At 64.6% G+C, this 25,692-nt stretch carries 20 protein-coding genes and 1 riboswitch; of the genes, 10 read left to right on the forward strand and 10 right to left on the reverse strand.

The genetic code is table 11. The annotated features are described in order from the left end of the window. Positions 1 to 225 precede the first annotated feature (225 nt). The 7 genes from pnuC to AC5P68_RS13735 form a co-directional block, all read right to left on the reverse strand. Positions 226 to 795 carry a nicotinamide riboside transporter PnuC gene (gene pnuC / locus AC5P68_RS13705; RefSeq protein WP_414498141.1) on the reverse strand — a complete coding sequence of 190 codons (570 nt, stop codon included), beginning with the start codon at positions 793 to 795 and terminating at the stop codon, positions 226 to 228. A gap of 8 nt (positions 796 to 803) precedes the next feature. Next, positions 804 to 2,993 carry a TonB-dependent receptor gene (locus tag AC5P68_RS13710; RefSeq protein ID WP_049402845.1) on the reverse strand — a complete coding sequence of 730 codons (2,190 nt, stop codon included), beginning with the start codon at positions 2,991 to 2,993 and terminating at the stop codon, positions 804 to 806. A gap of 70 nt (positions 2,994 to 3,063) precedes the next feature. Further along, a riboswitch (TPP riboswitch) is annotated at positions 3,064 to 3,159 on the reverse strand. 43 nt (positions 3,160 to 3,202) lie between these two features. Further along, on the reverse strand, positions 3,203 to 4,327 hold the full coding sequence (locus AC5P68_RS13715) for a phosphotransferase enzyme family protein (protein WP_033835102.1): 1,125 nt from the start codon (positions 4,325 to 4,327) through the stop codon (positions 3,203 to 3,205). A 125-nt stretch (positions 4,328 to 4,452) separates the two neighbouring features. Continuing rightward, positions 4,453 to 4,860, reverse strand: coding sequence for a glycine zipper 2TM domain-containing protein (locus tag AC5P68_RS13720; RefSeq protein WP_014645533.1), 408 nt, complete (start codon positions 4,858 to 4,860; stop codon positions 4,453 to 4,455). A gap of 245 nt (positions 4,861 to 5,105) precedes the next feature. Next, the gene (locus AC5P68_RS13725; protein WP_049432650.1) at positions 5,106 to 7,097 is read right to left on the reverse strand and encodes a peptidoglycan-binding protein; all 1,992 of its coding nucleotides are present in this window, start codon (positions 7,095 to 7,097) and stop codon (positions 5,106 to 5,108) included. 112 nt (positions 7,098 to 7,209) lie between these two features. Beyond that, positions 7,210 to 7,980: a hypothetical protein gene (locus tag AC5P68_RS13730; RefSeq protein WP_049402844.1), complete on the reverse strand. Its 771-nt coding sequence runs from the start codon at positions 7,978 to 7,980 to the stop codon at positions 7,210 to 7,212. Between the two features lie 378 nt (positions 7,981 to 8,358). Then, positions 8,359 to 8,997 (reverse strand): response regulator, encoded by a 639-nt coding sequence (locus tag AC5P68_RS13735; RefSeq protein WP_005407620.1) that lies wholly within the window; start codon positions 8,995 to 8,997, stop codon positions 8,359 to 8,361. Between the two features lie 75 nt (positions 8,998 to 9,072). On the opposite strand from AC5P68_RS13735, the gene AC5P68_RS13740 reads away from it, so the two are divergent. Further along, positions 9,073 to 12,672, forward strand: a complete 3,600-nt coding sequence (locus AC5P68_RS13740) for an ATP-binding protein (protein ID WP_049402843.1) — start codon at positions 9,073 to 9,075, stop codon at positions 12,670 to 12,672. On the opposite strand, the gene AC5P68_RS13745 is transcribed toward AC5P68_RS13740, so the two are convergent. Both AC5P68_RS13745 and AC5P68_RS13750 read right to left on the reverse strand, forming a co-directional pair. Next, positions 12,666 to 13,067, reverse strand: coding sequence for a c-type cytochrome (locus AC5P68_RS13745; protein ID WP_423373157.1), 402 nt, complete (start codon positions 13,065 to 13,067; stop codon positions 12,666 to 12,668). The two genes, AC5P68_RS13740 and AC5P68_RS13745, sit on opposite strands and share 7 nt — an antisense overlap. A 65-nt stretch (positions 13,068 to 13,132) precedes the next feature. Then, positions 13,133 to 14,809: an electron transfer flavoprotein-ubiquinone oxidoreductase gene (locus AC5P68_RS13750; protein WP_049455009.1), complete on the reverse strand. Its 1,677-nt coding sequence runs from the start codon at positions 14,807 to 14,809 to the stop codon at positions 13,133 to 13,135. 257 nt (positions 14,810 to 15,066) lie between these two features. Here AC5P68_RS13750 and AC5P68_RS13755 point away from each other — a divergent pair, with 257 nt between their 5' ends. Then, positions 15,067 to 16,230, forward strand: coding sequence for an acyl-CoA dehydrogenase family protein (locus tag AC5P68_RS13755; RefSeq protein WP_033835514.1), 1,164 nt, complete (start codon positions 15,067 to 15,069; stop codon positions 16,228 to 16,230). A gap of 376 nt (positions 16,231 to 16,606) precedes the next feature. Here the strand turns inward: AC5P68_RS13755 and AC5P68_RS13760 are convergent, their stop codons facing one another. Then, positions 16,607 to 17,095 (reverse strand): tRNA (cytidine(34)-2'-O)-methyltransferase, encoded by a 489-nt coding sequence (locus AC5P68_RS13760; RefSeq protein ID WP_231522448.1) that lies wholly within the window; start codon positions 17,093 to 17,095, stop codon positions 16,607 to 16,609. A 670-nt stretch (positions 17,096 to 17,765) separates the two neighbouring features. On the opposite strand from AC5P68_RS13760, the gene AC5P68_RS13765 reads away from it, so the two are divergent. The 8 genes from AC5P68_RS13765 to AC5P68_RS13800 are packed head-to-tail and all read left to right on the forward strand — an operon-like array spanning position 17,766 to position 25,686. After that, complete coding sequence (locus AC5P68_RS13765; protein ID WP_495217100.1) at positions 17,766 to 18,185, forward strand: hypothetical protein; 420 nt, start codon at positions 17,766 to 17,768, stop codon at positions 18,183 to 18,185. Further along, a complete protein-coding gene (locus tag AC5P68_RS13770; protein ID WP_495217101.1) occupies positions 18,139 to 18,753 on the forward strand; it encodes a hypothetical protein in 615 nt (204 codons plus the stop codon). Before AC5P68_RS13765 ends, AC5P68_RS13770 begins: the two co-directional genes overlap by 47 nt. Continuing rightward, entirely contained in the window at positions 18,750 to 19,391 is a 642-nt protein-coding gene (locus AC5P68_RS13775) for an N-6 DNA methylase (protein WP_231522445.1), read from the forward strand. Before AC5P68_RS13770 ends, AC5P68_RS13775 begins: the two co-directional genes overlap by 4 nt. A 9-nt stretch (positions 19,392 to 19,400) precedes the next feature. Continuing rightward, positions 19,401 to 20,549, forward strand: a complete 1,149-nt coding sequence (locus tag AC5P68_RS13780; RefSeq protein WP_231522444.1) for an ImmA/IrrE family metallo-endopeptidase — start codon at positions 19,401 to 19,403, stop codon at positions 20,547 to 20,549. Beyond that, complete coding sequence (locus AC5P68_RS13785; protein ID WP_231522443.1) at positions 20,546 to 21,040, forward strand: DUF4411 family protein; 495 nt, start codon at positions 20,546 to 20,548, stop codon at positions 21,038 to 21,040. Before AC5P68_RS13780 ends, AC5P68_RS13785 begins: the two co-directional genes overlap by 4 nt. Further along, entirely contained in the window at positions 21,037 to 22,617 is a 1,581-nt protein-coding gene (locus AC5P68_RS13790; RefSeq protein ID WP_231522442.1) for an Eco57I restriction-modification methylase domain-containing protein, read from the forward strand. The genes AC5P68_RS13785 and AC5P68_RS13790 overlap by 4 nt, the downstream gene beginning before the upstream one ends. Next, positions 22,610 to 25,150 carry a GIY-YIG nuclease family protein gene (locus AC5P68_RS13795; protein ID WP_231522441.1) on the forward strand — a complete coding sequence of 847 codons (2,541 nt, stop codon included), beginning with the start codon at positions 22,610 to 22,612 and terminating at the stop codon, positions 25,148 to 25,150. Before AC5P68_RS13790 ends, AC5P68_RS13795 begins: the two co-directional genes overlap by 8 nt. Further along, positions 25,147 to 25,686, forward strand: a complete 540-nt coding sequence (locus tag AC5P68_RS13800) for a hypothetical protein (protein ID WP_231522440.1) — start codon at positions 25,147 to 25,149, stop codon at positions 25,684 to 25,686. Before AC5P68_RS13795 ends, AC5P68_RS13800 begins: the two co-directional genes overlap by 4 nt. Positions 25,687 to 25,692 lie beyond the last annotated feature (6 nt).

Here is a 25,692-nt window from a genome sequence, read left to right on the forward strand (position 1 = left end):
GGCGGTTCAGGGAGAATCCGGCGTGGGGACCCAAGCTACTTCTCGGTCGCAAGACCTGGATCCACACGGTCGCCCACGCCGGGCTCTCGGCACCCAAGGTGCCAGATTGGCAAGAGATAAGATCCACGCCATGCGTGGATGTTCTGGGTAGATGCCGACCTTGGTCGGCACGCACGCCAACCAAGGTTGGCGACTACCGGTAGCCCAGCCACGCATGGCGTGGCCCTACCGGGTTGCCACCTGTGGCTCGCGAGCGGCGGCGCTCCATGCGCGCAGGCCGAACACGGCCAGGCCGAGGAAGAACATGTACAGCGCGGCGGTCACGTGCAGCGACTTGAACAGGTACGCACCCACATAGACCACGTCCACTGCGATCCACACCCACCAGCAGGCCACGTGGCGGCGGGCCTGCCACCATTGCCCGACCAGGCTCAGACCGGTCAGCAGCGCATCCAACCACGGCAGGGCAGCGTCGGTGAAGCCGTGCATGGCTGCACCCAGCGCCACGCCACCGCACAGGCCGATGGCCAGGTCGCGCAGCAGCGTGCCGCGTGCCAGCGGAACGATGCGGATGCTGCCCTCATCGGCGGCATGCTGTCGCCAGTTGAGCCAGCCATAGACCAGGAAACCACCGAAGGCGATCTGCAGCAGGGTGTCCGAGTACAGCTTGGCCTCGGCGAACACCAGGCCATACAGCGCCACCGACAGCAGGCCCACCGGCCACGCCGCCAGCCGGCGCCGGGCCATCAGCCAGACGCCGAGGATGCTGCACAGTGCGGAGGTCCACTCGAGCATCACGCCGCTCACAGCGCGAACGTCACCGACAGGCGGGCCTGTCGCGGTGCGCCGGGGAACAGGTAGTAGTCACCGCCGCTGCTGCCGGTATCGCGCCAGTAGAAGCGGTTGAACACGTTGTCCACCGACAGGTTCCAGGTCACTGTGCGCTCGCGCAGGCGATGCTGGAAACGCAGGCCAGCGTCGAACACTGAATAGTCCGGTGCGCGCACGCCGCCGTCGACACGTGCCACGTTGGCACCGGCATAGCGCCAGCCGCCGGTCACGTCCAGGCCCTGCACGAACGGCAGCGCGTAGGCCAGGTGCACGCTGGCGCGTACCTTCGGCACGTTCACCAGCTGATGGCCTTCATAGGCTGGCGTGCCGGTGTCGCGCGCGCGCGCCTGCAGCACGCTGGCGCTGGCCACGATCTGCAGCGCATCGGTCAGCTGGCCGTTGGCGGTCAGCTCCAGGCCGGTGTGGGTCTGCGTGCCTTCCTCGACGAAGGTGTAGCCGACGTCGCTGCTGTCCGGCTTGGCGTACTGGTACGGCTGCGAAATGCGGAACACGGCCGCGCCCAGGGTCAGCGCTTCGACCGGCACGTACTTCACGCCCACTTCCAGCTGCCGCGACTGCACCGACGGCAGGAAGGTGTCGGCGTTGCTGGTCCAGAACGGCGCTTCCTGGCCCAGCGAAATGCCGCGCACGTAGCTGGCATAGGCATTGAGCTGGTCGGTGGCCTTCCACACCACCGCGGTCTGCGGCAGGAAGCGCGACAGGCGGCTGTGCCGCTGCGGGGTGCCACGCTTGTCGTAGGCGCGCTCATCGAGGCGCACGAAGCGGCCACCGGCCAGCCACTGCCAGTCGTCACCGAAGCTCACCCGGTCCAGCGCGAAGAACGCGGTCTGGCGGCTGTCCAGGCGACGTGCGGATGGGCCCGGCATCTTCGGCGATGGCGCGAACACCGGCACCGGTGCCTCGTGGATGTTGCTGGTACCGACGTACTCGTTGACGCTCGGGCGCTTGTCCACGGTGCGGCGGAAGTAGTCGGCGCCGACGGTCAGGTGGTGACCGACGCTGCCGGTCTCGAAGCGGCCGCGCAGTTCGGCACGGGCCTGCTGGTTGCGGCGGGTGTCGTCCGGGCTGCGGTAGTCGTAGATGTCATAGTCGCCGTTGGGTGCGAAGTAGTTGCCTGGCACGCTGCCATCGGCACATTGCGCGGCGTAGTAGCAGCCGTAGGCGAAGGCGACGTTGTCATCGATCACCGAACGGCTGTGGCCGACCGATACACGTGATTGCCAGGCGTCGTTGAAGTCGTAGGTATGCAGCGCGGTGATGTTGGTGCTGGCGATATCCACCGGGCGCTGCCACGGCTGGTAGCCGAGCAGATGCTCGCGGTCGACACCGCGCGGCAGGTCACGCGCGCCCAGCAGCTGGTAGCCGGACACCGAGCGCTGCGAGCTGGTCTGGTAGTTGGCATCCACTTCCAGCTTGCCGCGCTCGCCGATCAGCCAGTCGGCGGCCAGCGAGTAGAAGTTGCGGCGGCCATCGGCGTGCTCGACGTAGGAATTGCTGGAATCCCATGCGGCATTCAGGCGGACGCCGAAGCGCGGGGTGATCCAGTGGCCGACATCGACGGCAACGTAGCGCGAGCCTTCCGAATCGGTGCCGAGCGTGGCGGTGCGCACTTCCGCCGGGCGCTTGCCGATGTAATTGATGATTCCGCCCGGCGCCATCACGCCTGCCGCCAGGCCGGCTTCACCCTTGAGGATCTCCACCGACTGCACGTTCTCCAGCGCCAGGCGTTGTTCGCCGGCGATGGACAGCCCGTTGAAGCGGTAGCCGGTGGCCGCGTCCAGTGCGAAGCCTCGGATGGCGATGTTCTGGTAGTAGCCCACCGGCGCGTAGGCATCACCCAGCGAGGCATCGTTGCTGGCCAGCTCGGACAGCGAACGTACCTGGCGACCGTCGAGGTAATCGCGCTCGAGCACGTTCATCGACGCGGGCGTGTCCTTCCAGCTGCCGCCACCGAAGGCATTCACGCGCGAGGTATCGGCCTTCGGTTTGCCGGCCTGCACGCGCACCGCCGCCAGTTCGGTCGGCGAGCGCTCGGCGCCGGTGGCAGCCGCATCGGGGGACGTTTCGGCCTCGCTGGCGTGCAGCGGCAGCGCGGCGCAGAGGGCGAGGCAGAGCAGGGTGGGGCGCAGGCAGCGGTTCATTCGGTTCGTCTTCGGACAACAAGGGAGACGAAGCGACGGCGCGCAGGTGCACCGGCCCATGACGGGGGTGTGGCTGCGGCTCAAAGCTCCCTACGCCGGTGCAAACCGGATCAGGTTCCAAGGGACTCTCTCAGCCTGGCAGATCCAGGCACCCCCGCTTCAGGTGACCATTTCACTACAAATGGTACGGATTTGCGAGCCGGCGTCCTTCAGGCTGCCGCGTGCAGCGCGTTGAGCAGTGCCTGCCCCGGGGCGGTATGGAACCACGCCGGATGGCCGAGCATGAAGGGCTGCCACGCCACATCGGCATTGGCGGTCGAGCCGGTGACGCCCTCGAAATACTCCACTTCGGATAGTGCGAAGTCGAAATGCACCATCGGCAGCAGGTCGGCCAGCAGGTGCACGCGTGCCGCCGACAGCGGAAGCACCTGGCGGTAGCCGTCGAGCAGGGCCAGCGCAATATCGATGCGCACCGCCTCCATGCCGCGCTCCAGTTCCAGCCACGCCACCGCGTTGCGCTCGATCGCCGTGGCGAGGTCGAACAGCGCACTGGTGGGCGAGGCCAGGCCGAAATCCAGCACGGTACTGATCTGCCCATCGCGCCACAGCAGGTTGGAAACGTGCCAGTCGTTGTGCGCCCACAACCGTGGCTCATCGCGCAGGCGCTCGGCCAGGCCGGCATGCCACGGCAGCACGTCGCGCTGCAACTGCGCTTCCCATGGAATGCGCGCGAGATAGCGGGCCAGCCCGGGACGCTCGTGCAGCCCTGCCTTGATGGCCGCGATCGGATCGTCAGCACGGATCAGATCGTCGCGCGCGACCAGCACATGGGTGCTGCGTTGGGGCGCGTGGTAGCTGGCGGCGGCCCGGTGCAGCTGCGCGAGTGTGCGCCCGGCTTCGCGGGCCTGCGCGACATCGGTCAGCAGCGACCACGACACGGCGTCGCGGTACAGGTCCTCGCCGACGCCGATCGCATGCAGCTCGAACGTCCATTCGCCATGTTCGGCCGCAGTGTGGCCATCGGCCGCTGGCAGCACCTGCACCACCGGTACGCCCGCTGCGGCGAGATGGGCGATGAAGCGATGCTCTTCTTCCAGGCAGGCCGTGCTGCGCACGCTGTGGTGGTGGCGCTTGATGAACACCGCGCCTTCCACGCCGTTGACGATGGCGGCAGCCGACAGCGGCCGCGGGCTGTGCCAGCGCGGTTCGCTGCGCTCGTCCAGCTGCGGGTAGTGCTGGCGCAGCCACGCGATGTCCGCCGCGCTGATCGGTGGCCAGTCGGCAGCGACCTCGTCGTTGTTGAGGCCCTGCACGCGGTGGGAGGAAGAAGTCATGCCGCAGCCCCAGTGGGGAAAGTCACATCCAAGGCTGCGCATTCAACGCCATGCACGCGGCCAACGCAAACGGGCGGGTCATCGACCCGCCCGTCCGTGCATCGGCATGGGAGATGCCGCGCTGCTTACCAGCCGCGATGGCGACCGCGGTCGTGGTAGTAGCGGTTGTCGTAGTAGCGCTCGCGCTGCCAGCGACGGTCATCACCGCGGTCGTAGTAGCCGCTGCGGTAGTAGCCACGGTCGTAACGGCGATCGTAGCGGTCGTCGTAACGGCGATTGTCGTAGTAACGGCGGTCGCGGCGGTCGGAGGTGGTCAAGTTGCCGATCGCGCCGCCGGCCACGGCGCCGCCGACGGTGGCAGCGGGATCGCCGTTGGAGAGCAGGTTGCCGGCCACGCCACCGACCACGGCGCCGACCAGGGTGCGCTTGTCCTTCCTCGACATCGCGCTGGCATCGCTGACCACGGCGACACCGGCAACCAGTGCCAGGGCCATCGCCAGACCACGGAAGCTGAGTGTGGAAGTACTGAGCATGTTCGTTCTCCTGTGAGGTGCATGCCACGCTGGGCAGGGAGGGCGCGGGCGCCCCGGCTGCCGTGGAGACCACGCTGACGTTCCAACATTGCCGGAACATTGCCTGGTCCACCGTGCGGCTTGCGCATTCATCTAGCGGCAGGCGGCATGAAGCAAGGCTGAAAGCGGCCTCGGCCGCTCAGCTGGCAGAAAGGGAAAAGGCCACGCGGACGTGGCCCTCCCTTCTCTGCCAAGGCGTTGCGGGCTTAGACGCCCATCGCCTTCTGTGCCTGCCGGGCCTGCTCCTGCTGGGCGTCCTGCTGCTGGTGCAGCACGTTAGGCGCGCCCTGCACGGCACCGCTGCTGAGCGCGATGCTCTGCTCGCTGGCGGCTCGGGCCTCCACCGCCACGCGGCTGGCCGCCGGGTCACCGATCGTGCCCTGCACGGCAAACAGGCGTTCACCGTTCGGGCTGGGCACCACCGTGTCGATGCGCTGCAGGCCGGCGGCATGCGCCTCCTTGGTCAGGGCCGCCGCGGCGCTTTCCAGCGCGTGGCGATCCTTGAAGGTGCCGGCCGGCAACAGTTCCAGACCCTTGCTGGCCTGGATGAAGAGCGGATTGCGCGGGTGCCGTTCGTCGTTCAGCAGCGGGCGCTCGCGGGCTTCCTTGATGGCCTCCAGCGTCTTCGCCCCGACAATGCCGTCGGCCACCAGGCCGTTGTCCTTCTGCAGCTGGCGCACCGCCGCGTCGGTGTTGCGGCCGAAGCGGCCATCCTCGACCAGCGGCTTGCCGTCGGCACCGACGTAGCCGAGGTGGCCCAGCTGCTCCTGCACCTTGCGCACGCCCTCGCTGTGCGCGCCCTGCTTGTACAGTTCGGCGTGCGGCGTGGCAGCGGCCTTGTGCTCGGCGGCAGGCTTGCCCTGGGCCTGCTCGTGCGACGGGGTGCGGTTTTCCAGCAGGTCGCGCGCCTTGGACAGCGGATCGGAGGCGTACAGCTTCCAGTTCGGGTGGTCCTTCACCTGCTTGAGGTAGTCCTCGACCGGCATGGTGTGCACGCCCTTGCTGCCGGTGGACTGGCTGATCAGCAGCTTGTCGGTGGTGGGGTCGCGCACCACCATCACGATGTGGTCGATGCCGTTCCAGTGCTCGTGGCGGGTCCTGGCCGTATCCAGGCCGATGATCATGCCTTCCTTCAGCGCACCGGGCTTGAGGATCGCGTCGCGGTCAAGCAGCACGCCGGACTGGTCGAATGCCTTGCGAACGATGCCGCCGGAACCCAGGTTGCCCAGGTCGATGCGATCGGCCTTGCTGAAGACCGCATGCCCGGCCTTCTGGTTGATCTCGTCCATGGTGCGGTTCTGCAGCGTGCCGACCCAGCCGGAGCAGTCGATGTAACCCTGCTCCACGTTCTTGCCGGTCTTGCCCGGTACGTACAGCGCGTGACCCGGAATGTTGATGGCGTACTTCACGTGGTCGTACTTCACGCCGGCCTCGTAGGCGGCCTGCAGTTCGATGCCCGGCTTCGGTGTGGCAGCCGCCGCTGCGGTTGCCGCCAGCGTGGCTGCACCCGCCGCCACGGCTGCGCTGGCCTGTGCAGGCGCGGCCGGGGCCTGGCCCTGGCCCTGCGCCACCGCCTGCGGTTCGATGTTCTTTTCCGGAATGCTGATCGCCGCGTACTTGTGGATGTAGTAGCTGGAGAACGTCCGCGCCAGGTCGCCATCGTTCATGCCGCGCATCTCGGCCAGGGTGTGGCCGGTCAGCGCCTTCGCGTCGGAACCGATCTGGTTCAGCACGTTGCGGCGCATGTTGATCTCTTCGCCGTGGCCGTTGCGGACCACGCCGAAGGTGCCGGTGGCAATCGCGGTCTGCACCGAGCCATAGCCGGCGCTGCCCTGCTGGTGGGCCAGGTACAGGTCCAGGCCGGTCGGCGTACTGCCTCCGGACAGGTACGGGTGGCCGGTGCGCTCGTTGCGGCGTGCCATCGAGTCCAGGTTGTCCTGGTACATCTTTGCGGCCGCTTCGGTGTTGCGGGTCGGGTCGAACTCGTGGCCGGTCAGGTGGTACTGGCGCGCGGAGCCGGGCACGAACTGGAACAGGCCCTTGGCGCCGGACGAGGTATTGTGGGCGCGCTCGTTGAAGGTGCCGCCGGTCTCGATGTGCGCGAAGCGCATGAAGTCATCGACCGGAAGGCCTTTCTGCCGGGCGACCTGCTCGACGATGTCCAGAACTTCCTTTCTGCTGTAGTCATGCTGTGCCATGACGTTTTCCTCGGGGTTGATGGAGCGGCGCATGCCGCGAATCGCCAACCGGACTCATCCGTGAGTCAAGAACATGTCGGTCAACAGGAAACCCGCGCGTGGGCGGGTGCTATCAGGGCGCGACGTACTGCTGGGTCGCGCTGTCGAAGGTGTAGTGCACGGCGTCGCCGGCGCCCAGCGCACGGGTCTTGCCGGGGCCTTCGATGGTGGTGCCCTTGAAGGTCACGGTCAGTCGCGGCAGGCCGCTGCCGTCGGCAGCGAAGGCCAGTTCGCCATCGCTGTCGGTGCAGGGCATGACGTTGCCTTCGTCGCAGGCGGCGCTGTTGTCCTCGCCCGTACGCACCGAGCCGACATAGCGCCAGACCTTGCTGTCCACGTCGTCTTCGCTGCGCTTGGGGTTGAACAGCAGCAGCGCATAGCCGGTGCTGCTGATGCCGCGGTCGAAGCTGCTGGTCGGCACCGCCAGCAGCAGGCGACCGTCGGCGGTGCGATGTTCAAGCGGCTTGCGCCGGGTATCGACATCGTCGGCCTTGTCGTACGCGCCCAGCGCGCCGATGGTCCATTCCTGGCCACGGAACTTCCATGGCTTCTTCGCGTCGGTGCCGGCCAGCACGAAAGTGGCCTCGGCGAGGTTGGCGCGGTCATCCGGACCGGCCGGCGTCTGCTCGCCCGGCTTGCCGTAGTGCTCGCGGGTATCCCAGGAGAAACCCGTGTAATACGTGGTGCCATCGAGGGTGAAGGTGTGGCCGAACCAGAAGGTCGCCACGCTGCCGTTCTGGACCTCGTAGGAGGTCGCGCCATCACCGTCCACCTGGTAGGTGAAATACATCACGGTCGGCGCGTCGGGCGGGGTGACGGCGGTGTCGGGAGAGGTGTTCTGCATCGGGGCAACATCCTGTCGGGGCGCATCGGCAGCCTGCACGGGGGCGCCAGGCTGGGAGGACGAGGGGGCCGGATCGGCGGCGCTGCAGGCCGCAGCGGAAAGAGAGACGAGCAGGCACGCCGCGAATGCGCGCAGGGGCCGCAACGGCAGGGTCCAACATGGCTCGGGGGGGTGATGCATGCGCCTCTCCATGGTCAGCGTTGCCGGGCCAGACGGCCGGCAGGAAACCGCACCCCATCCACCTGGGACGGGAGCGAGGACATGAGCCGGCCGATTCCTTCGACCTCGCATTGAAAACCCATGCCGGGTCATCTTGGCACAGAACGGCGGCCGGTCAAAGAGGGCGGTGACAGATGCCCTCACAGTGTGATCTGGTTCTCAGATCTTGCCGTCGCGCAGGTAGTCGAACAGTTCGGCGTCGCCCTTCAGGCCCAATTTGAGCATGGCGTCGCCTTTCTGCCGGCTGATGGTGCTGACGCTCTTGTGCAGCTGCAGCGAGATCTCCTTCACCGTCATGCCGGTGCCGAGCAGCCGCAGCACTTCCACCTCGCGTGGCGACAAAGGCTTGCCGTCGCCCTCGCGCATGCGCCAGCTGCCCGCAGCCTCGACCCGCTCACGCAGGCTCCGGCTGATGTAGGGCTGGCCCCGATAGACCGCCTGGATGGCCTGCGGTAGTTCGTCCATCGACGAGCTCTTGTCGACCAGGCCGAGCACGCCGCTGTCGAGCACCATGCGCAGGATCGCCAGGTTGTTGGAGACGCTGAGCATCAGCACCGGCAGGTCGGGGAAGCGGCGGCGGATCATGCCGATCATGGCGAAGCCGTCGGCCTGTGGGCTGCCCGGCATGGAATAGTCGGTCACCAGCAGGTCGCAGGGTTGGCTGCCGAGCAGGGCCATCAGCGCCTGCGCGCTGTCAGCCTCGCCGACCACGCGGCCGACCCCGCTCGATTCGATGACGGCGCGGGTACCGATACGGACCACAGGGTGGTCGTCTGCGATGATGATGCGCAAGCTCATTGCTCTAGTATGGCCACCGGGCAAGCCGGGCCGCGACCATCGCGGCCCTGTCAGGATTCTAGGAGATCGACGCCGATGCGTAGCTGGGCTGTTCGCGGGCTGGTCCTGCTGCTGGCCGTGCTGGTGCTGCCCGTGGCGCTGGCACAGGCAGTGCCTGGGCTGTTGCCGCTCAGTCCCCTGCAGCGCGAGTACCTCGCCGCCCATCCAAGCATCGTCGTGGGGCAGTATGACAGCGGCTGGCCACCATTCGAGTCACTCCGTGATGGCCAGCAGGTGGGTCTGGGTCCGGATTATCTGTCGCTTCTTGCCCGTCAGTTGGGTGTGAAGGTCGAGGCCCGTCGTTTTCCGGATTGGACCTCCGTGCTGGATGCGGCATGTCGTGGCGAGATCGATGTGGTGATGAATGTCGGTCTGAGTGCCGACCGCACCCGCTGCATGGTCTATACCGCCGCCTATGGCGAGGCACCGCTGGCCCTGGTGGGCCGCCCCGACGACCTGCGTGCCTCGGACAATCCCGATCTGGATGGACTGCGGGTGGTGATCGAGCAGGATTTCCTGACCGGCCCGCAGGTGCGCGCGCGTTTTCCACAGGCCCGTCAGCTTGTCGCAAACAGCTCGTTGGCGGCACTCGAGATGGTCAGAGACGACAAAGCTGATGTCTATATCGGCAATGCCTATGTCGCCACCGAACTGATCGCCACCCAGCGCCTGCAGGGCGTGGTGCTGCTGCGGCCGAGCGATCTGCCTCCCGAACGCCTGCACTTCGGTGTACCCAACAGCAAGCAGCCGCTGGCAGAAGCGTTGGATCTGGCCCTGGCTGCGACCAGCCAGGCCCAGCGCGATGCCCTGGTGCAGCGCTGGCTGCCGCCACCGCAGTGGTCGGCATCGGCGCAGATGGCGCTGAGCCGGGCCGAGAAGCGGGTGCTGGAACAGCCGTTGAAGATCGGTTTCGCACCGAACGCGGCGCCGCTGTCGTTCACCGACGAGCAGGGCAAGCCCAGCGGCCTGGCCAGTGAGTACCTGCGCCGTCTGATGCAGGCCGGCGCCAACCTGCAGCCGGAGAGCAGCCACGACTGGTATGAGGTGCGCGAGAAGGCCCGCCGTGGCGAGCTGCAGGCGGTGATGGGAATTCCGGCCGATTCGCGCTACCTGGGGCCGGATTGGGTGTTCAGCCAGCCCTTCATCAGTGTGCCGAACGTGATCGTCAGCCGCGTCGACAGCCCAGCCCTGCTGGGCATGTCGGACCTGCAGGGCAAGCGCGTGCTGCTGTCCGATCCCGAGCGTGTGCGGGGCTACGTGCTGCAGCAGGCACCGCAGGCCCGGATCATGGCGGCACGCAGTGCGGAACAGGCGATGCAGCGGCTGCTTGATGGCGAGGCCGATGCCTACGTGGGCAATCTGGCGGTGGTCGACTACCTGCTGCGCAGTCGTTTCCCCGGCCGCCTGCAGGTCGCTGCACCGGCGGGCTTCAACGATCAGCTGGTGCTGGCGGTGGAGCGGCGGCATGCCGCACTGGCGACCACCTTCGATCGCCTGCTGCTGCAGATGACGCCGCGCAAGCATGAGGCGCTGCGTGGCGACTGGCTGGCGGTGGAGTATCGCAATGGCGTTGACTGGAAAAGCGCACTGCACTGGGGCCTGCCACTGCTGGTGGTGCTGCTGACCGCGTTGTTGGTGCATGGCATCGGCTACTGGCGCCTGCGCCGCGAAGTGACCAGTCGGCGTCATCTGGAACAGCGACTGGCCGAGGTCACCGACAACCTGCCTGCGGTGGTCTACCAGGCACGCCGCGACGCCGATGGCGTGCTCAGCTTCCCGTTCATCGCCGGTGATCTGCAGGCGTTGTTCGGAATCAGCCGGCAGCAGGCCGAGCAGGACGCCAGGACGCTGCTGGAACGCATTGAGGAAGACGATCGCGCACACATCCTGCAGGCCGTCGAACAGGCCGCGCGCCAGTTCGCGCCGCTGATCCTCGAGTTCCGCCTGCGCGCCGAGGGCGAAGGCGCGCGCTGGGTGCGCAGCCAGGCCCATCCGTATGCCGCAGAAGCCGGTGCGGTGACCTGGAGTGGCTACTGGGTGGATGTGAGCGAAGCGCGTGCACAGGCCGACGCCCTGGTCACGGCCAAGGCCGAGGCCGAGCAGGCGGCGGAAGCGAAGTCGCGCTTCCTGGCGACCATGAGCCATGAAATCCGCACGCCGATGAGTGGCGTGCTGGGCATGCTGGAAGTGCTGGCGCATTCGCCGCTGGACATCGAACAGCAGCGCATCCTGGGGGTGATCGAGGACTCGGCGCAGATGCTGCGGCAGATCCTGGACGACATCCTCGACTACTCACGGCTGGAGGCTGGCGCACTGCGCCTTGAGCCGGTGCCGCAGCCGCTGCGGCCGTTGCTGGAGAGCGTGTGCCGCCTGCTCTCCGCACAGGCCAGTGCACGTGGGTTGGCGCTGCACGTGCAGATTGACCCGCAGCTGGCGCCGGCCCACGAAGTGGATGGCGTACGCCTGCGCCAGATCGTGTTCAACCTGCTCAGCAACGCCATCAAGTTCACCGCGCAGGGCGAGGTTCGCCTGCAGCTGGAGGTGCTGGGGCCGACCAGCGAGGAGGGGGCTCAGCCGCTGTGCCTGAGTGTCACCGATACCGGCATCGGCATTGCACCGGAACAACTGCAGCACCTGTTCGCGCCGTTCACCCAGGCCGGTGCCTACATCCAGCGAGACCACGGTGGCACCGGGTTGGGCTTGAGCATCTGCCAGCGTCTGGTGCAGATGATGGACGGCGAGCTGGCGTTGCACAGTACGCTGGGCGAGGGCACCCGCGCCGAGGTGCGGCTGTCGCTGGTGGAGGCCGGTAGTGGCGATGTCGAGGCCCTGGTGGCCGAGCAGGATCAGGTGGCGCTGCTGCCTGCGCCGCTGCGCGAGGCACGGGTGCTGGTGATCGAGGACCATCCGACCAACCAGGCGATGATGGCCTGGCGCCTGCAGCAGCTGGGCGTGCCGCACGTGATTGTCGGTGACGGCCAGCAGGGACTGGATCGGCTGTCGTCGGAGAGCTTCGATCTGGTGATCACTGACTGCCGGATGCCGGTGCTGGATGGCTTTGGCTTCACCCGGCTGCTGCGCGAACGCGAGGGACGCACCGGGCAACCCCGGCTGGCCGTGCTGGCGCTGACCGCCAGCGTGCTGGACGACGATGCGCGTCGTTGCCGTGAAGCCGGCATGGATGAGGTGCTGGCCAAGCCATTGTCATTGGCGACGCTGCGCGCGGCACTGCTGCGCTGGTTGCCGCAGGCGCAGGGGCAACGGTTCGAGGAGCCCCTGGCCGAGTCCGCTGCCGTCGATGACAGGACGCTGCCCGATCTGGACAGCCTGCAGCGGCGCTTCGGCTCACGTGCGGTGGCCGAGCGGTTGCGCGACAGCCTGCTGCAGGCCAGTGCAGGTGACCTGGCCGCTGTGCAGCGCGCGCTGGAGGCCGGCGACCGTGAGGCTGCCGCGCTGCACCTGCATCGCCAGGCCGGTGGCTTGGGCGCGGTGGGAGCGACGGTGCTGGCTGCGCAGGCCAATGCCCTGGTCGAACGCCTGCAGGATGCGGCCGAGACCGATCCGGAGCCGTTGTTCACCGCGGTGGCGGCATTCGTGGCGCGGCTGCAACAGCAGTTGCAGCGCCTGGCTCACTGAGCCGACTGCTGATGCAGGTAGGCGATCACCAGCGCACGGCGTTCGGCGCTGGGGAAGGCGTTGTACATGCGTGTGCCCGGTACAACATGGGTGGGTGACTGCAGGAACGCATCCAGGGTCTGCGCGGTCCAGGTGATGTCGGCGCGGCGCATGCCATCGGAGTAGCCGTAGTCGGGCAGGCTGCCGGCGCGCCGGCCGATCACGCCGTGCAGGTTCGGCCCGAAGCGGTGGATGCCCCCGGGCTGCACGGTGTGGCAGCCGGCACACAGTTCAAACGCGCGCTGCATGGCCTGCTGGTGCGCCTGTTCCGGCGTGGCCGGTGCTGCAGGCGGGCGCTGGCAGGCCGTGGCCGCCAGGGCCACGGCAACGGTGATGAGCAGGCGGAAAGCACGCATGGGCGGGCAGGATAGCGACGCAGCGGGGCAGGTGGGCTGCGACACGCGGTCGCAGCCCGTGGCGTTCACATGCCCGAGTAGTTCGGGCCGCCGCCGCCCTGCGGGGTCACCCACACGATGTTCTGGGTGGGGTCCTTGATGTCGCAGGTCTTGCAGTGCACGCAGTTCTGCGCGTTGATCTGCAGGCGCGCGCTGTCGGCTTCGCCGACGAACTCGTACACGCCGGCCGGGCAGTAGCGCGCTTCCGGGCCTGCGTACTCGGCCAGGTTCACCTTCACCGGAATGCTCGGGTCCTTCAGCGTCAGGTGGCTGGGCTGGTTCTCGTCGTGGTTGGTGCTGCTCAGGAACACCGAGCTGAGTCGATCGAAGGTCAGCACGCCATCCGGCTTCGGGTAGGCGATGCGGGTGTGCTTGGCCGCCGGTTCCAGGCAGGCGTGGTCGGGTTGGGTGCGGTGCAGGGTCCACGGCGGGTTGCGCACGCCCAGCTTGGGAAGCAGCCACTGTTCCACGCCGGTCATCAGCGTGGCCACGGTCTGGCCCTTCTTGAACCACTGCTTGAAGTTCTTGGCCTGCTGCAGTTCGGTGAACAGCCAGCTGGCTTCGAACGCCGTCGGATAGGCACTCAGTTCATCGTGCTGGCGGTCGGCGGCCAGTGCATCGAACGCGGCGTCGGCGCACAGCATGCCGGTCTTGATCGCGGCGTGGCTGCCCTTGATGCGGCTGGCGTTGAGGTAGCCGGCCTCGCAGCCGACCAGCGCGCCACCGGGGAACACCGTCTTCGGCAGCGACAACAGGCCACCGGCGGTGATCGCACGCGCGCCGTAACCGATGCGGGTGCCACCCTCCAGGTGCTTGCGGATGGAAGGATGGGTCTTGAAACGCTGGAACTCTTCAAACGGGCTCAGCCACGGGTTCCTGTAGTCCAGGCCGACCACGTAGCCGATGGCGACCTTGCCGCCGTCGGCGTGGTACAGGAACGCGCCGCCGTAGGTGTCGCTGTCCAGCGGCCAGCCGGCGGCATGCACCACCAGGCCCGGCTCATGCTTGGCCGGGTCGATCTGCCACAGTTCCTTGATGCCGATGCCGTAGGCCTGCGGGTCCTTGCCTTCGTCCAGCTTGTAGCGGGCGATCAGCTGGCGACCGAGGTGGCCGCGTGCGCCTTCGGCGAAGATCGTGTACCTGGCGTGCAGCGCCATGCCGCGCTCGAAGGCCGGGCCGATGCTGCCGTCCTTCTCGATGCCCATGTCGCCGGTCGCTACGCCGATCACTTCACCGTTGTCGCCATACAGCACCTCGGCGGCGGCAAAGCCCGGGAAGATCGCCACTTCCAGCGCCTCGGCCTGCTGCGCCAGCCAGCGGGTCACTTCGCCCAGGCTGATGATGTAGTTGCCTTCGTTGTGGAAGCACTCCGGCAGCAGCGCGTTGGGCGTGCTGCGTGCGCCGGTTTCGCTGAGGAACAGGAATTCGTCGCGGGTGACCTTCTGCTTCAGCGGTGCGCCACGCTCGGCCCAGTCCGGGAACAGTTCGGCCAGCGCGCGCGGATCCATCACCGCGCCGGACAGCACGTGCGCGCCTGGTTCGGACCCCTTCTCCAGCACGCACACCGACAACTCGCGGCCGGCTTCGATCGCGCGCTGGCGCAGGCGGATCGCGGTGGCCAGGCCGGCGGGGCCGGCGCCGACGATCACCACGTCGAATTCCATTACTTCACGCGGGGGCAGGGCGTTGGCTTCAGCGCTCATCGATTGCATGACTCGTGGGTAGGGCCGGCATCGGGGCCACCGGCGGTGCCTGGGAATCGCGCGTGCAGCCACGGGCGAAACGGTTGTTTGAATGTGTCAGGGTACCGGGACGCGCGTGATCGAGCTAGATCGCCGATGTTCACACCCGGATTGCTGCAATGCAGCGTAGGGCCGCCGCTCTGGTGGGTGCCGACCTTGGTCGGCACGCTCTGCCCGGATGACCGACAATGGCCCGGTCCTGACTGCGCGTGAGTGCCATGGCTTTGCATCCGTACGATCTGTTCGATGTCCGTTCCCTGCTCAACGAGGAAGAGCGCGCGGTGCAGGAGAGCGTCGCCCGCTTCACCAACGAGCGCGTGCTGCCGATCATCGGCGATGCCTTCGACCAGGCCCGTTTCCCCGCCGAGCTGGTGCCGGAGATCGCGTCTCTGGGCCTGCTCGGCGCGACACTGCCGGCCGAATACGGTGGCGGTGGCCTCGGCGCGGTCAGCTACGGCCTGATCTGCCAGGAGCTGGAGCGCGGCGATTCGGGCCTGCGCAGCTTCGTCTCGGTGCAGAGCTCGCTGTGCATGTACCCGATCTACGCCTATGGCAGCGAGGAGCAGCGCCAGCAGTGGCTGCCGGCGATGGCGCGCGGCGAACTGATCGGTTGCTTCGGCCTGACCGAGGCGCATGGGGGTTCCGATCCGGCCAGCATGAAGACCCGAGCGGTGCGCGACGGCAGCGACTGGCGCATCAGCGGCAGCAAGATGTGGATCACCAGCGGCCCGGTGGCCGACCTGGCCATCGTCTGGGCGCAGACCGAGGACGGCATCCAGGGCTTCGTGCTGGAAAAAGGCATGGCCGGCTTCACCACGCAGGAAATCAAGCACAAGATGAGCCTGCGCGCATCGCTGACCGGTGCGCTGTTCTTCGATGACGTGCGCGTGCCTGACAGCCACCGGCTGCCGAACGTGAAGGGCCTGAAGGGGCCGCTGGGCTGCCTGACCCAGGCCCGCTATGGCATCAGCTGGGGCCCGATCGGTGCGGCGATTGCCTGCCTGGATGAAGCACTGGGTTATGCCAAGGAGCGCGTGCTGTTCGGTCGCCCGCTGGCGGCCACGCAGAGCGCGCAGATCAAGCTGGCCGAGATGGCCCGCCGCATCACCACCGCGCAGCTGCTGGCCCTGCAGCTGGGCCGCCTGAAGGAAGCCGGCCAGCTGCAGCCGCAGCAGGTCAGCCTGGCCAAGTGGAACAACTGCCGCATGGCGATCGACATTGCCCGCGAATGCCGTGACCTGCTGGGTGGCGCCGGCATCACCACCGAACACGTGGCGATCCGGCACGCGCTGAACCTCGAATCGGTGATCACCTATGAAGGCACCGAGACCGTGCACCAGCTGGTGATCGGCCGCGAACTGACCGGCATCAACGCGTTCTGAGTGCACCGGTAGTGCCGGCCGCTGGCCGGCATTGCCCAGTAGCGTACTCGCAGGCGAGCGATCGGTGTATCGAACCGCGCACTGTATCGAGATGGGTTCAAGGACAGCCTGTACCGCGCGGCTGTTGGGTCCGCCTTGAAGCGAGCCGAGCACCGCAGGTCCGGCGGGGGCGAAGAGGCGCGGGTGTCTGAGCGCAGCGAGTTCCGCGCCGTCCCCCGGCGGGCCAAGGAGCGCAGGGCACCGGTGCGCAGCACCGGCTCGCGGATGGCGGCGCGTTTCTTTTGGTTACTTTTCTTTCCGCGCGGAAAGAAAAGTAACGCCCATGAACGCATGCGCCCGCCACAGCAACGACCAGGCAGAAGAGAGACGCGTGGCGTTACGCGCCGCCGGCAAACCCGTGCTGCCGCCACGCCTCGTACATCACCACGGCAACGGTGTTGGAAAGATTGAGGCTGCGGTTGTCCGGCCGCATCGGCAGGCGCAGGCGGCGGCCATCGGGCAGGGCATCGAGCACGTCCTGCGGCAGGCCGCGGCTTTCGGGGCCGAACAGGAATGCATCACCGTCTTCAAAGGCCACGCTGTCATAGCGGACGCTGGCACGCGTACTCAGGGCGAACAACCGTTTCGGTGCGATCCGCGCCAGCGCGGTATCCAGGTCGGGGTGCACCTGCAGGCGTGAATACTCGTGGTAGTCCAGCCCGGCGCGCTTGAGCTGCTTGTCTTCCAGTGCGAAGCCCAGCGGCTCGACCAGGTGCAGCTGCGCGCCGGTGTTGGCGCAGAGCCGGATCACATTGCCCGTGTTGGGCGGGATCTCGGGCTGGTAAAGGATTACGTCGATATGGAAGGGGTTGGCAGGAGTGTCCATGGGCTTGAGAAATGCGTTTTGAAGGGATTAGGGTGTCCATAAGAGTGACCACAGCCGTGGACATTGCGACAGACGAGGAGGTGGCTATGCCACCGAGAACCGAACAGAAGTATCGCCTGAGCAAGGCCCAGCTGCAGTCACTGACGATGGGTCACCGGCCCACACTGACGGTGGACGGTTGGGTTCACTTGGTCGACAACACGACCGGCAGGCCGTATCGCTTTCGCGATGGCTCGCCCGGTTCTCCCATCGGGTTCGGTTCAAGAGCTGGACCTGACAGTCGCACTCGAGCTGGCCGGGGCCGCTCCCACATTCGCCAGACCGGCGAAGACCCGCAGGAACGGATCAAGGCCACCACGGAAGCGCGGAAGGTCCGTGGGACCACAGTAGGCGAGGCGCTGCAGAAGTACCTGGACAGCCTGAAGAAGCCCCCGACGGGCAAGAAGGCCAAGCCAGGTTCCATACGCTGCCGTGCAGCAAGCGGTTCGGCGGTTGTCGCACCCGGACGTCGCCTGATCGACGTAGCAGTTGCAGACCTCACGGACGAGCGTCTCGTCGAAGCCTTGAACAACATGCGTCACACCGCCATGCAGGCGTCCAACCTGCTGTCGAAGGACACCAAGGACCGCTTGAAGGCAGCTGGGCGGCGGTGGGAGTTGAGGCCAGGTCGATGTTGGCCAACGTGCGCTTGGATGCTGGCCTGTACGACCCGGCAAAGGGCATGAAGATCCGCCTCACACCGTACAACCTGAGGTGCACTTCGGGGCGCTTGGCTGGCAAACTGTTCCATGGCCGCATGGTCACGCAAATGCTCGGCCACCATCCGAAGGATGACGAGCCGCGGCGCATGGCGAAAACCACCAGGTGCTACATCCAGCATGCGTGGCCGGACCTATGGATGGCAATGGCGCAATGTGAGGAGGCCATCATTGGCACCAGCCCTCGGGTCTGGAATACCCTGAGGCCCGACGGCCACTCCGCTCGCGACGAACAGGACGATCCTGCGATCCATGTCCCCACCACCTACCCCGGCAACCGGAGACGTGCGCGATACGCGCTCGATCAAGCAAACCCGGGACGACCTGGCTGAGCGTCGTGCGGCCGCTACACAGCGAGTGCGGCCGCAGATCGACATCCTGCGGGCAGCGGCGACGCTGCGCTGTCACGAGGACGCAGCGGCGGCCCTGGAGGGGTTGTTGGCAAGTGGCCGCTTGGCATTTGCCAGCCTTGCCGACTTGCTCCTGCCTCAGGTCTGGGCCACGAACCCCAGTGGTGCGCTGCTGGGTCACTTGTTGGTCGTGGACAACGCCATCTATGCCCAGACTCTCGACGGGGACGCCTTCGATGTGCTCTCGCTCGCCGACGCGCTGGCTCAGTCTTGGGAGGACTTGGCCGCACAAGCGGTCTGGGTGGCGATCTTCGCGGAGCTTCTGGACGAAGAGGGGACGCGGCACAGCAAGTTCAGGATGCAGCGTTGCGGCGACGAAGGCTCATGGAAGTCGTCGCTAACGCCAAGAATAGCCCGTCATGATCAAAGGGTTGGGAACGCAAGGCCTCATCACAACGAACCCGCCGCAAGGCGGGTTTTTGCTGGCTGTCTCACATGCTGTGCGATTAGCTGCATAATGCAGCGAAAGGGGAAAGCGATAGCACCATGAACCTAGTGAAATCCAAGCAGCGCGTCGCCGACCACGGGGAGGTCTTCACCCCGCCGTGGATGGTCGAGGCTATGCTCGATCTGGTGAAGAGCGAAACCGAGCGGATCGACAGCCGGTTTCTGGAGCCTGCCTGTGGCAGCGGCAACTTCTTGGTGCAAATCCTGCGGCGCAAGCTCGCGGCTGTCGAGCTGAAGTACGGCAAGGCCGAGTTCGAAAAGCGCAACTTCGCGCTGCTCGGGCTGATGTGTATTTACGGCGTTGAGCTGCTTCCCGACAACATCTTGGAGTGCCGGGAGAACCTGCTCGAAATCTTTGCGGAATACCTTGGGTTGGACGCTGACGCCGACTTGTACCGTGCCGCCAGTTTCGTGCTAACGCAGAACCTGGTTCACGGCGATGCTCTAACCATGCTGGATAACAGCAAGCAGCCGATAACTTTTGCCGAGTGGGGCTATCTTGGTAAGGGCAAGTTCCAGCGGCGGAATTTCCGTTTCGACGTGCTGACGCATTCGTCGGCGTTTAGCCAGGAGGGCGGCTTGTTTGCCCACCTGGGCAAGCATGAGATATTCCAGCCGGTTAAGACCTATCCCGTCATGAATGTGGCTGAGTTGGCCGCCACGGAACAGAGAACTCGATAAATCTTGTTCATGGATACTGTCCCCGCCACCATTTCTGTTCTCCTATGGGCTGCGCACCGTGCGGGGCTGGATGATGCAGCCTTGACTGGGCACTACCCGAAGTGGCCGCGTTGGGTCACGGGTGAAGCGCAGCCGACCTTGCGACAACTGGAAGACTTCGCGAGGCGCACGCATACAGCTATCGGCTACTTTTTTCTGCCGCAGCCTCCGAGGCTGCCGTTGCCTATCCCTGACTTTCGCACGCTAAGGGATGAGGCCATTGGCGAGCCGAGTAGCCACCTGCTCGACACGATCTATCTCTGCCAGCAGCGGCAAGGCTGGTTCCGTGACCACGCGCGGCTGCATGGCTTCCCGCCCCTTTCCTTCGTGGGTAGTGCCACCGTCCAGGAGGAACCAGAAATAGTGGCCCAGCGGATGCGCGAGGTATTGACGCTGTCCGTTGAGGCAAGACAGCGTCTGTCTACTTGGACGGATGCGCTTCGCCAGTTGATTGCCAAGGCCGAAGAAGCGGGCGTGATGGTGATGGTCACCTCGGTGGTAGGTAGTAATAGCCACCGCAAGCTGGATGTTGAGGAGTTCCGAGGCTTCGCGCTGGCGGATGATCTGGCGCCGCTCGTTTTCATGAATGGTGCGGACAGCAAGTCCGCGCAGATGTTCACGCTGGCCCACGAGCTGGCACATCTGTGGTTGGGGGCTTCCGGTGTATCCGATCCTGAGAGCGGTCGTATGCCGGAGCAGCAGATTGAGCGCTGGTGCAATCAAGTGGCGGCGGAATTGTTGATGCCCATGCAGGCGCTGCGTGCTGCGTATCACCCAGAAATGCCAATCCCGCAGGAAACTCAGCGGCTGGCACGTCTGTTCAAAGTTAGCACTTTGGTCGCCCTGCGTCGCCAGTTCGACGCCGGGTTCATTAGCCAAACTTTGCTGTGGCAGCACTATCGCGATGAGCTGGAACGACTGCGTTCGTTGGAACGTAGGGAAAGTGGTGGAGACTTCTACAACTCGCTCGGTGCGCGCACCAGTAAACGTTTTGCACGCGCCATCCTGTCTAGCACACTGGAAGGATTGACTTCCTTCCCCGACGCCTTCCGCATGCTGGGCGTGCGAAAGACGGCCACCTTCTACGAAGCCGCACGTGAGCTGGGGGTGACGGCATGAGCTATTTGCTGGACGCCAACATATTCATGTCGGCCAAGAATCTGCACTATGGACTGGATTTCTGTCCTGCGTTCTGGGAATGGCTGGTACACAAAGGTAATACCGGCGTGGTGTTCAGCATCGACAAGGTGGCCGATGAAATTGCCGCAGGTGGAGATGCTTTGTCCACATGGGCCGTAGATCACGGCAGCCATCTATTCCGCCGTACTCCGGCATCGCTGGCCACACAGTTCGGGCAGGTCAGCGGCTGGGCAACGGGTCAGCAATTCACGCCTGCGGCCATCAACACCTTTCTGCAGGCGGCCGACTTCTATCTGGTTGCGCATGCCTTGGCAGGTAATCATGTGCTGGTCACGCACGAAACGCCCGCTACATCGAACGCGCGCATCAAGATTCCGAATGCGTGCTTAGGTGTAGGCGTGCGCTACATGACGCCGTTCCAGATGCTGCGCACCGAGCAAGCCAGGTTTGTTCTGGGGAGACAAGCATGATGGGCACAAAGCAATCAGGTTTCACTCTGCGTGGGCGAAATCCCGACGTGCTGACGTGCATTGCCAACCTGAGCAACGACGAGGTGTTCACACCACCAGAGTTCGCCAATCGCATGTTGGATGCCGTGGCCGAAGCATGGGCCTCAGACCACGGCGGCGCGAGCATCTGGGCAAACCCGGACGTGCGTTTCCTCGATCCGTTTACCAAGTCCGGCGTGTTCCTGCGCGAAATCACTGCGCGACTAACGGAAGGCTTGAAGGACGCGATCCCCAACCTGCAGAAGCGTGTCGATCACATCCTCAGTAAACAGGTGTTCGGCATTGCCATTACCGAACTCACCAGTTTGTTGGCACGGCGCAGCGTCTACTGCTCGAAACACGCCAACGGCGAGCATTCCATTGGTAAGTCGTTCGATAGCGACGCTGGGAATGTCTGGTTCGAGCGGACGGAACACGCTTGGAACGGAGAGAGATGCGCGTTCTGTGGGGCGAGCAAGAAGGCGCTGGATCGTGGCGCAGGAATGGAAACGCATGCCTATGCGCTTATCCATGCTGACGATATCAAGGCGCGCGTGGACGGAATTTTTGGAGGCGACATGCAGTTTGATGTGATCATTGGCAATCCGCCGTATCAGTTAGCCAGTGATGGCGGCACGCGAGATATTCCTATCTATAATAAGTTCGTTGAGCAGGCAAAGAAGCTCCAGCCGCGTTATTTGACTATGGTCATCCCCTCCCGCTGGATGGCGTCTGGTCTTGGCCTGGGGGATTTTCGAAAGGCTATGCTTGGAGACAGGAATATAAGGAAGTTGGTTGACTTTGAGCGTATGGATTTGGTGTTTCCTGGCGTGGATTTCGAGGGTGGCGTCTGCTTCTTCCTCTGGGACAGGGATAATGAAGGTGCGTGCGAAGTCACCACTGTCAGCGGCGATGAAACAGTGGGCCCCGTGGATCGCGATCTGGGTGAGCACGATATCTTTGTGCGGGACAGTCGAGGGCTTGGCATTCTCAAGAAGGTGCTCGCAGCGAAAGAACCCTCCATCACGGAAATCCTGTCAGCTGACAAGGAGTTCGGCTGGACCTCAAACTTCGATGAATTTCGTGAGAAAAAGCGGCCGGATGACATTGCGCTGTACTACTTCCGTAAGGGCAAGCGCCTCATTGGCGGCATAGCGCGTAGAGATGTCACTAAGAGTGCGCATTTGATTGACTATTGGAAGGTGATGACGCCAGCGGCCTATGGCGAGCGTGGGGCTCGGCCTGCCATGGTGCTTGGGCCAAGTTTCATTGCCGAGAAGCCGTCAGTCTGCACACAAACCTATTTATTCTTCTACGTAGGGTCGAAGAAGAAGGCTGAGAGCCTGCAAACTTATCTCAATACTCGCTTCTTCCGCTTCTTGGTTTCGCTAAGAAAAATCACGCAGCATGCTACGCGTGCAACTTACACATGGGTTCCGCAGCAGGCGTGGGATCGAGCCTGGACAGACGCAGAGCTCTACAAAAAGTACCGGCTCAGCAAGGACGATATCGCCTACATTGAGGCATCCATCAGGGCGAAGGGCAATATCGATGAGTAAGCCCATCGATGAAATCCTTGCTCCCAAGCCAACCACACGCCCACGCATTTACGCCTACTCGATTGCCGACAACGCGCATAAGGGGCAGTTGAAGATTGGGCAGACCACGCGCGACGTGAAAAAGCGCGTCGCCGAGCAGCTCAAGACGGCGGCAATCAAGAACTACAAGATTGAAATGGACGAGAGCGCCGAGCGTGAGGACGGTAGCGTTATCCGCGATCACGAAGTTCGGGCGGCGCTGGTCAAGAAGGACTTCAAGAATGTCGCGCTGGAGTGGATGCGCTGCAGCGTGAAGGACGTGAAAACCGTCCTGACCGAGTTGCGGACGGGCCAGAAGTTCACAGGCACGCACAGCGATACCTTTCCCATGCGCAAGGAGCAAGCGGACGCCGTGCGATTGACGCACGACTACTACCGCTCACGCTGGGAAGAGGACAAGCACGCCGTTCCGCGTTTCCTGTGGAACGCGAAAATGCGCTTCGGCAAGACTTTCACCGCCTACCAGCTCGCCAAGGCGATGAAGGCCAAGCGCGTGCTGGTGCTGACGTTCAAACCAGCAGTCGAGGACGCGTGGCAGTCCGACTTGGAGAACCACGCCGATTTCGACGGCTGGCAATACCTCTCGAAGAGTTCGGGCAGCGACCCGACGCAGATCGACAAGAAGAAGTCGGTGGTCTATTTCGGCTCGTTTCAGGATGTGCTGGGCCGCGACAAGGCAACCGGGGCGATCAAGCCCCGCAATGAATGGCTGCACGAAGTGAACTGGGACTTGGTGGTCTTCGACGAGTACCACTTTGGAGCATGGCGCGACACCGCCAAGGAGCTGTTCGAGGGCGAAGACGAGGCCGAGGCCAAGAAGGAAGCCAAGCTCGAATATGCGGCTGATCTGGATGCAGTCAACGACGATCTGGACGTGCTGACGGAGAAGGAGCCAGGCTTCCTGCCCATCACTACCAAGGCGTACCTCTATCTGTCCGGTACGCCGTTCAAGGCGCTGGCCACGGGCGAGTTCATCGAAGAGCAAATCTACAACTGGACCTACACTGACGAGCAGCGCGTCAAGGAAGAGCACGCCACCTATCACGCGGACAAGTGGAACCCCTACGGGGCGCTGCCGCAAATGCGGCTGCTGACCTACCAAATGCCCGATGAGCTACTGGCCATCGCCAGCGCCGGAGAGTTTGACGAGTTTGACCTCAATGAGTTCTTCGCCGCGACGAGCACCGGGAAGACGGCCAAATTCAAGCACAAGGACGATGTACAGAAATGGCTCAACATCATCCGGGGCGCATACATGCCCAAGGCTGCCGAGTATCTGAAGACCGGCACCAAGCCGCCGTTTCCGTATTCCGACACCCGGCTGCTTCCGTACTTGCAGCACTCGTTCTGGTTTTTGCCTAACGTCGCAGCCTGCCACGCGATGGAGAACCTGCTGAAGGAAAAGCACAATACGTTCTGGCACGACTATAGAGTGATCGCGGCTGCTGGCACGAGTGCCGGTATTGGCTTGGAAGCCTTGCCGCCCGTGCGCAATGCCATCGGTAGCGGCTTCGATACCAAAACGATCACGCTGTCATGCGGCAAGCTCACGACGGGCGTGACGGTGCCGCAATGGTCGTCCATCCTCATGCTGCGCAACCTGAAATCGCCGGAAACCTATTTCCAGGCGGCGTTCCGCGTGCAGTCGCCGTGGTCGATCAAGAACCCGAACGGCGACAACCCGAACGAGGAAGAAATCCTCAAGCCGGCTTGCTTCGTGTTCGACTTCGCGCCCACGCGCGCTCTTCGCCAGTTGTCCGAGTACGGCATTGGTCTGTCGCCGAACGAACCGAACCCGGAGAATGCGGTCAAAGACTTGGTAGCGTTCCTGCCGGTGCTGGCCTACGACGGCGCTAACATGACGCAGATCGATGCCGGCGGCATTCTCGACATTGCGATGGCGGGCACATCGGCGACGCTGCTGGCACGTAAGTGGGAAAGCGCCCTGCTGGTCAACGTGGACAACGACACGTTGCGCCGCATCCTAAACGACCCGGAAGCCTTGGCTGCCGTGGAGCGGATTGAGGGCTGGCGATCGCTGGGCGACAACGTGATCGAAACGATCATCAACAAGGGCGACAAGATCAAGGCGCTCAAGAAAAAGGCCAAGGAAGCTGGCCTGACGGAGAAGCAGAAGAAGCAACTCTCCGAGGAAGAAAAGGAGTTTAAGAGCAAGCGCAAGCTGGTACAGGAGAAGCTGATCAAGTTCGCTACACGCATCCCGGCTTTCATGTACCTGACCGACTTCCGCGAAAACACGCTGCAGGATGTGATCACCAAGATTGAACCTGATCTGTTCAAGGTGGTCACTGGCTTGACCGTGGCCGACTTCCATCTACTGGTGCGGTTGAAAGTGTTCAACACCGAGCAGATGAACCAGGCGGTGTTTGCGTTCCGCCGCTACGAAGACGCCTCGCTGCGCTACACGGGCATCGAGAGCCACAAGGGGCTGACGCACTACGGCCTGTACGACACGGTGATTGCGAAGGAATGAGCGCCACCCTCCCCGCTGCTACTGAAGAACGCATTAGCCAACGGTTCCCCGGTCGCGTCTGCCTGTCTCCGGGAAAAGTCGCCGAAGCATGGCGCGCCGTTCTGGTTCCAGGCCTGCAGAAGAATGGCGGCGGGTGGGAGGTGCCGGTCGGGAAACTGATTGAGGCGATTGAAGAACCTGGGGATGACGAAGACAAGGCCGCTGAAAAGGCCGCCGATCCGGTTGGTGTGACGGAAGCGCTTGAGTTTTGGGGCGAGGTGTTCGACGAGCTAGATCGCCTCGAAACAGAGCGGGTACGTGTGGAACTCGGCGCGACCGTAATGGAGTGGAAGTGGATCAGCGCCGAGGAGCACGAGAAATGGCGCGTCAGATCCTTAGTGATACGTCGGAAAAAGCGTACACGGATGACGAAGTTGCGAAACTTGCCGGTAGTGGTATTCGCACGTTACAGAACTGGCGCAAGGCCGGGTCCGGGCCAAAGCACGCCACGAAGTAGGCCACCAAGAAGGTCACAACGAGGCGCACGCTGGAAGTAAAGTACA

It is taken from the genome of Stenotrophomonas sp. YJH_SMC_58 (assembly GCF_059369635.1).

What these genes read in the sequence shown, in the direction of transcription:
- AC5P68_RS13720 (WP_014645533.1), bottom strand. Translation starts at nt 4,860, where the DNA reads ATGCTCAGTACTTCCACACTCAGCTTCCGTGGTCTGGCGATGGCCCTG.
- AC5P68_RS13785 (WP_231522443.1), top strand. Translation starts at nt 20,546, where the DNA reads ATGAGCTATTTGCTGGACGCCAACATATTCATGTCGGCCAAGAATCTG.
- AC5P68_RS13725 (WP_049432650.1), bottom strand. Translation starts at nt 7,097, where the DNA reads ATGGCACAGCATGACTACAGCAGAAAGGAAGTTCTGGACATCGTCGAG.
- AC5P68_RS13795 (WP_231522441.1), top strand. Translation starts at nt 22,610, where the DNA reads ATGAGTAAGCCCATCGATGAAATCCTTGCTCCCAAGCCAACCACACGC.
- AC5P68_RS13745 (WP_423373157.1), bottom strand. Translation starts at nt 13,067, where the DNA reads ATGCGTGCTTTCCGCCTGCTCATCACCGTTGCCGTGGCCCTGGCGGCC.
- AC5P68_RS13790 (WP_231522442.1), top strand. Translation starts at nt 21,037, where the DNA reads ATGATGGGCACAAAGCAATCAGGTTTCACTCTGCGTGGGCGAAATCCC.
- AC5P68_RS13730 (WP_049402844.1), bottom strand. Translation starts at nt 7,980, where the DNA reads ATGCAGAACACCTCTCCCGACACCGCCGTCACCCCGCCCGACGCGCCG.
- AC5P68_RS13765 (WP_495217100.1), top strand. Translation starts at nt 17,766, where the DNA reads ATGTTGGCCAACGTGCGCTTGGATGCTGGCCTGTACGACCCGGCAAAG.
- AC5P68_RS13735 (WP_005407620.1), bottom strand. Translation starts at nt 8,997, where the DNA reads ATGAGCTTGCGCATCATCATCGCAGACGACCACCCTGTGGTCCGTATC.
- AC5P68_RS13775 (WP_231522445.1), top strand. Translation starts at nt 18,750, where the DNA reads ATGAACCTAGTGAAATCCAAGCAGCGCGTCGCCGACCACGGGGAGGTC.
- AC5P68_RS13710 (WP_049402845.1), bottom strand. Translation starts at nt 2,993, where the DNA reads ATGAACCGCTGCCTGCGCCCCACCCTGCTCTGCCTCGCCCTCTGCGCC.
- AC5P68_RS13740 (WP_049402843.1), top strand. Translation starts at nt 9,073, where the DNA reads ATGCGTAGCTGGGCTGTTCGCGGGCTGGTCCTGCTGCTGGCCGTGCTG.
- AC5P68_RS13780 (WP_231522444.1), top strand. Translation starts at nt 19,401, where the DNA reads ATGGATACTGTCCCCGCCACCATTTCTGTTCTCCTATGGGCTGCGCAC.
- AC5P68_RS13750 (WP_049455009.1), bottom strand. Translation starts at nt 14,809, where the DNA reads ATGAGCGCTGAAGCCAACGCCCTGCCCCCGCGTGAAGTAATGGAATTC.
- AC5P68_RS13715 (WP_033835102.1), bottom strand. Translation starts at nt 4,327, where the DNA reads ATGACTTCTTCCTCCCACCGCGTGCAGGGCCTCAACAACGACGAGGTC.
- AC5P68_RS13800 (WP_231522440.1), top strand. Translation starts at nt 25,147, where the DNA reads ATGAGCGCCACCCTCCCCGCTGCTACTGAAGAACGCATTAGCCAACGG.
- AC5P68_RS13760 (WP_231522448.1), bottom strand. Translation starts at nt 17,095, where the DNA reads ATGGACACTCCTGCCAACCCCTTCCATATCGACGTAATCCTTTACCAG.
- pnuC (WP_414498141.1), bottom strand. Translation starts at nt 795, where the DNA reads ATGCTCGAGTGGACCTCCGCACTGTGCAGCATCCTCGGCGTCTGGCTG.
- AC5P68_RS13755 (WP_033835514.1), top strand. Translation starts at nt 15,067, where the DNA reads ATGGCTTTGCATCCGTACGATCTGTTCGATGTCCGTTCCCTGCTCAAC.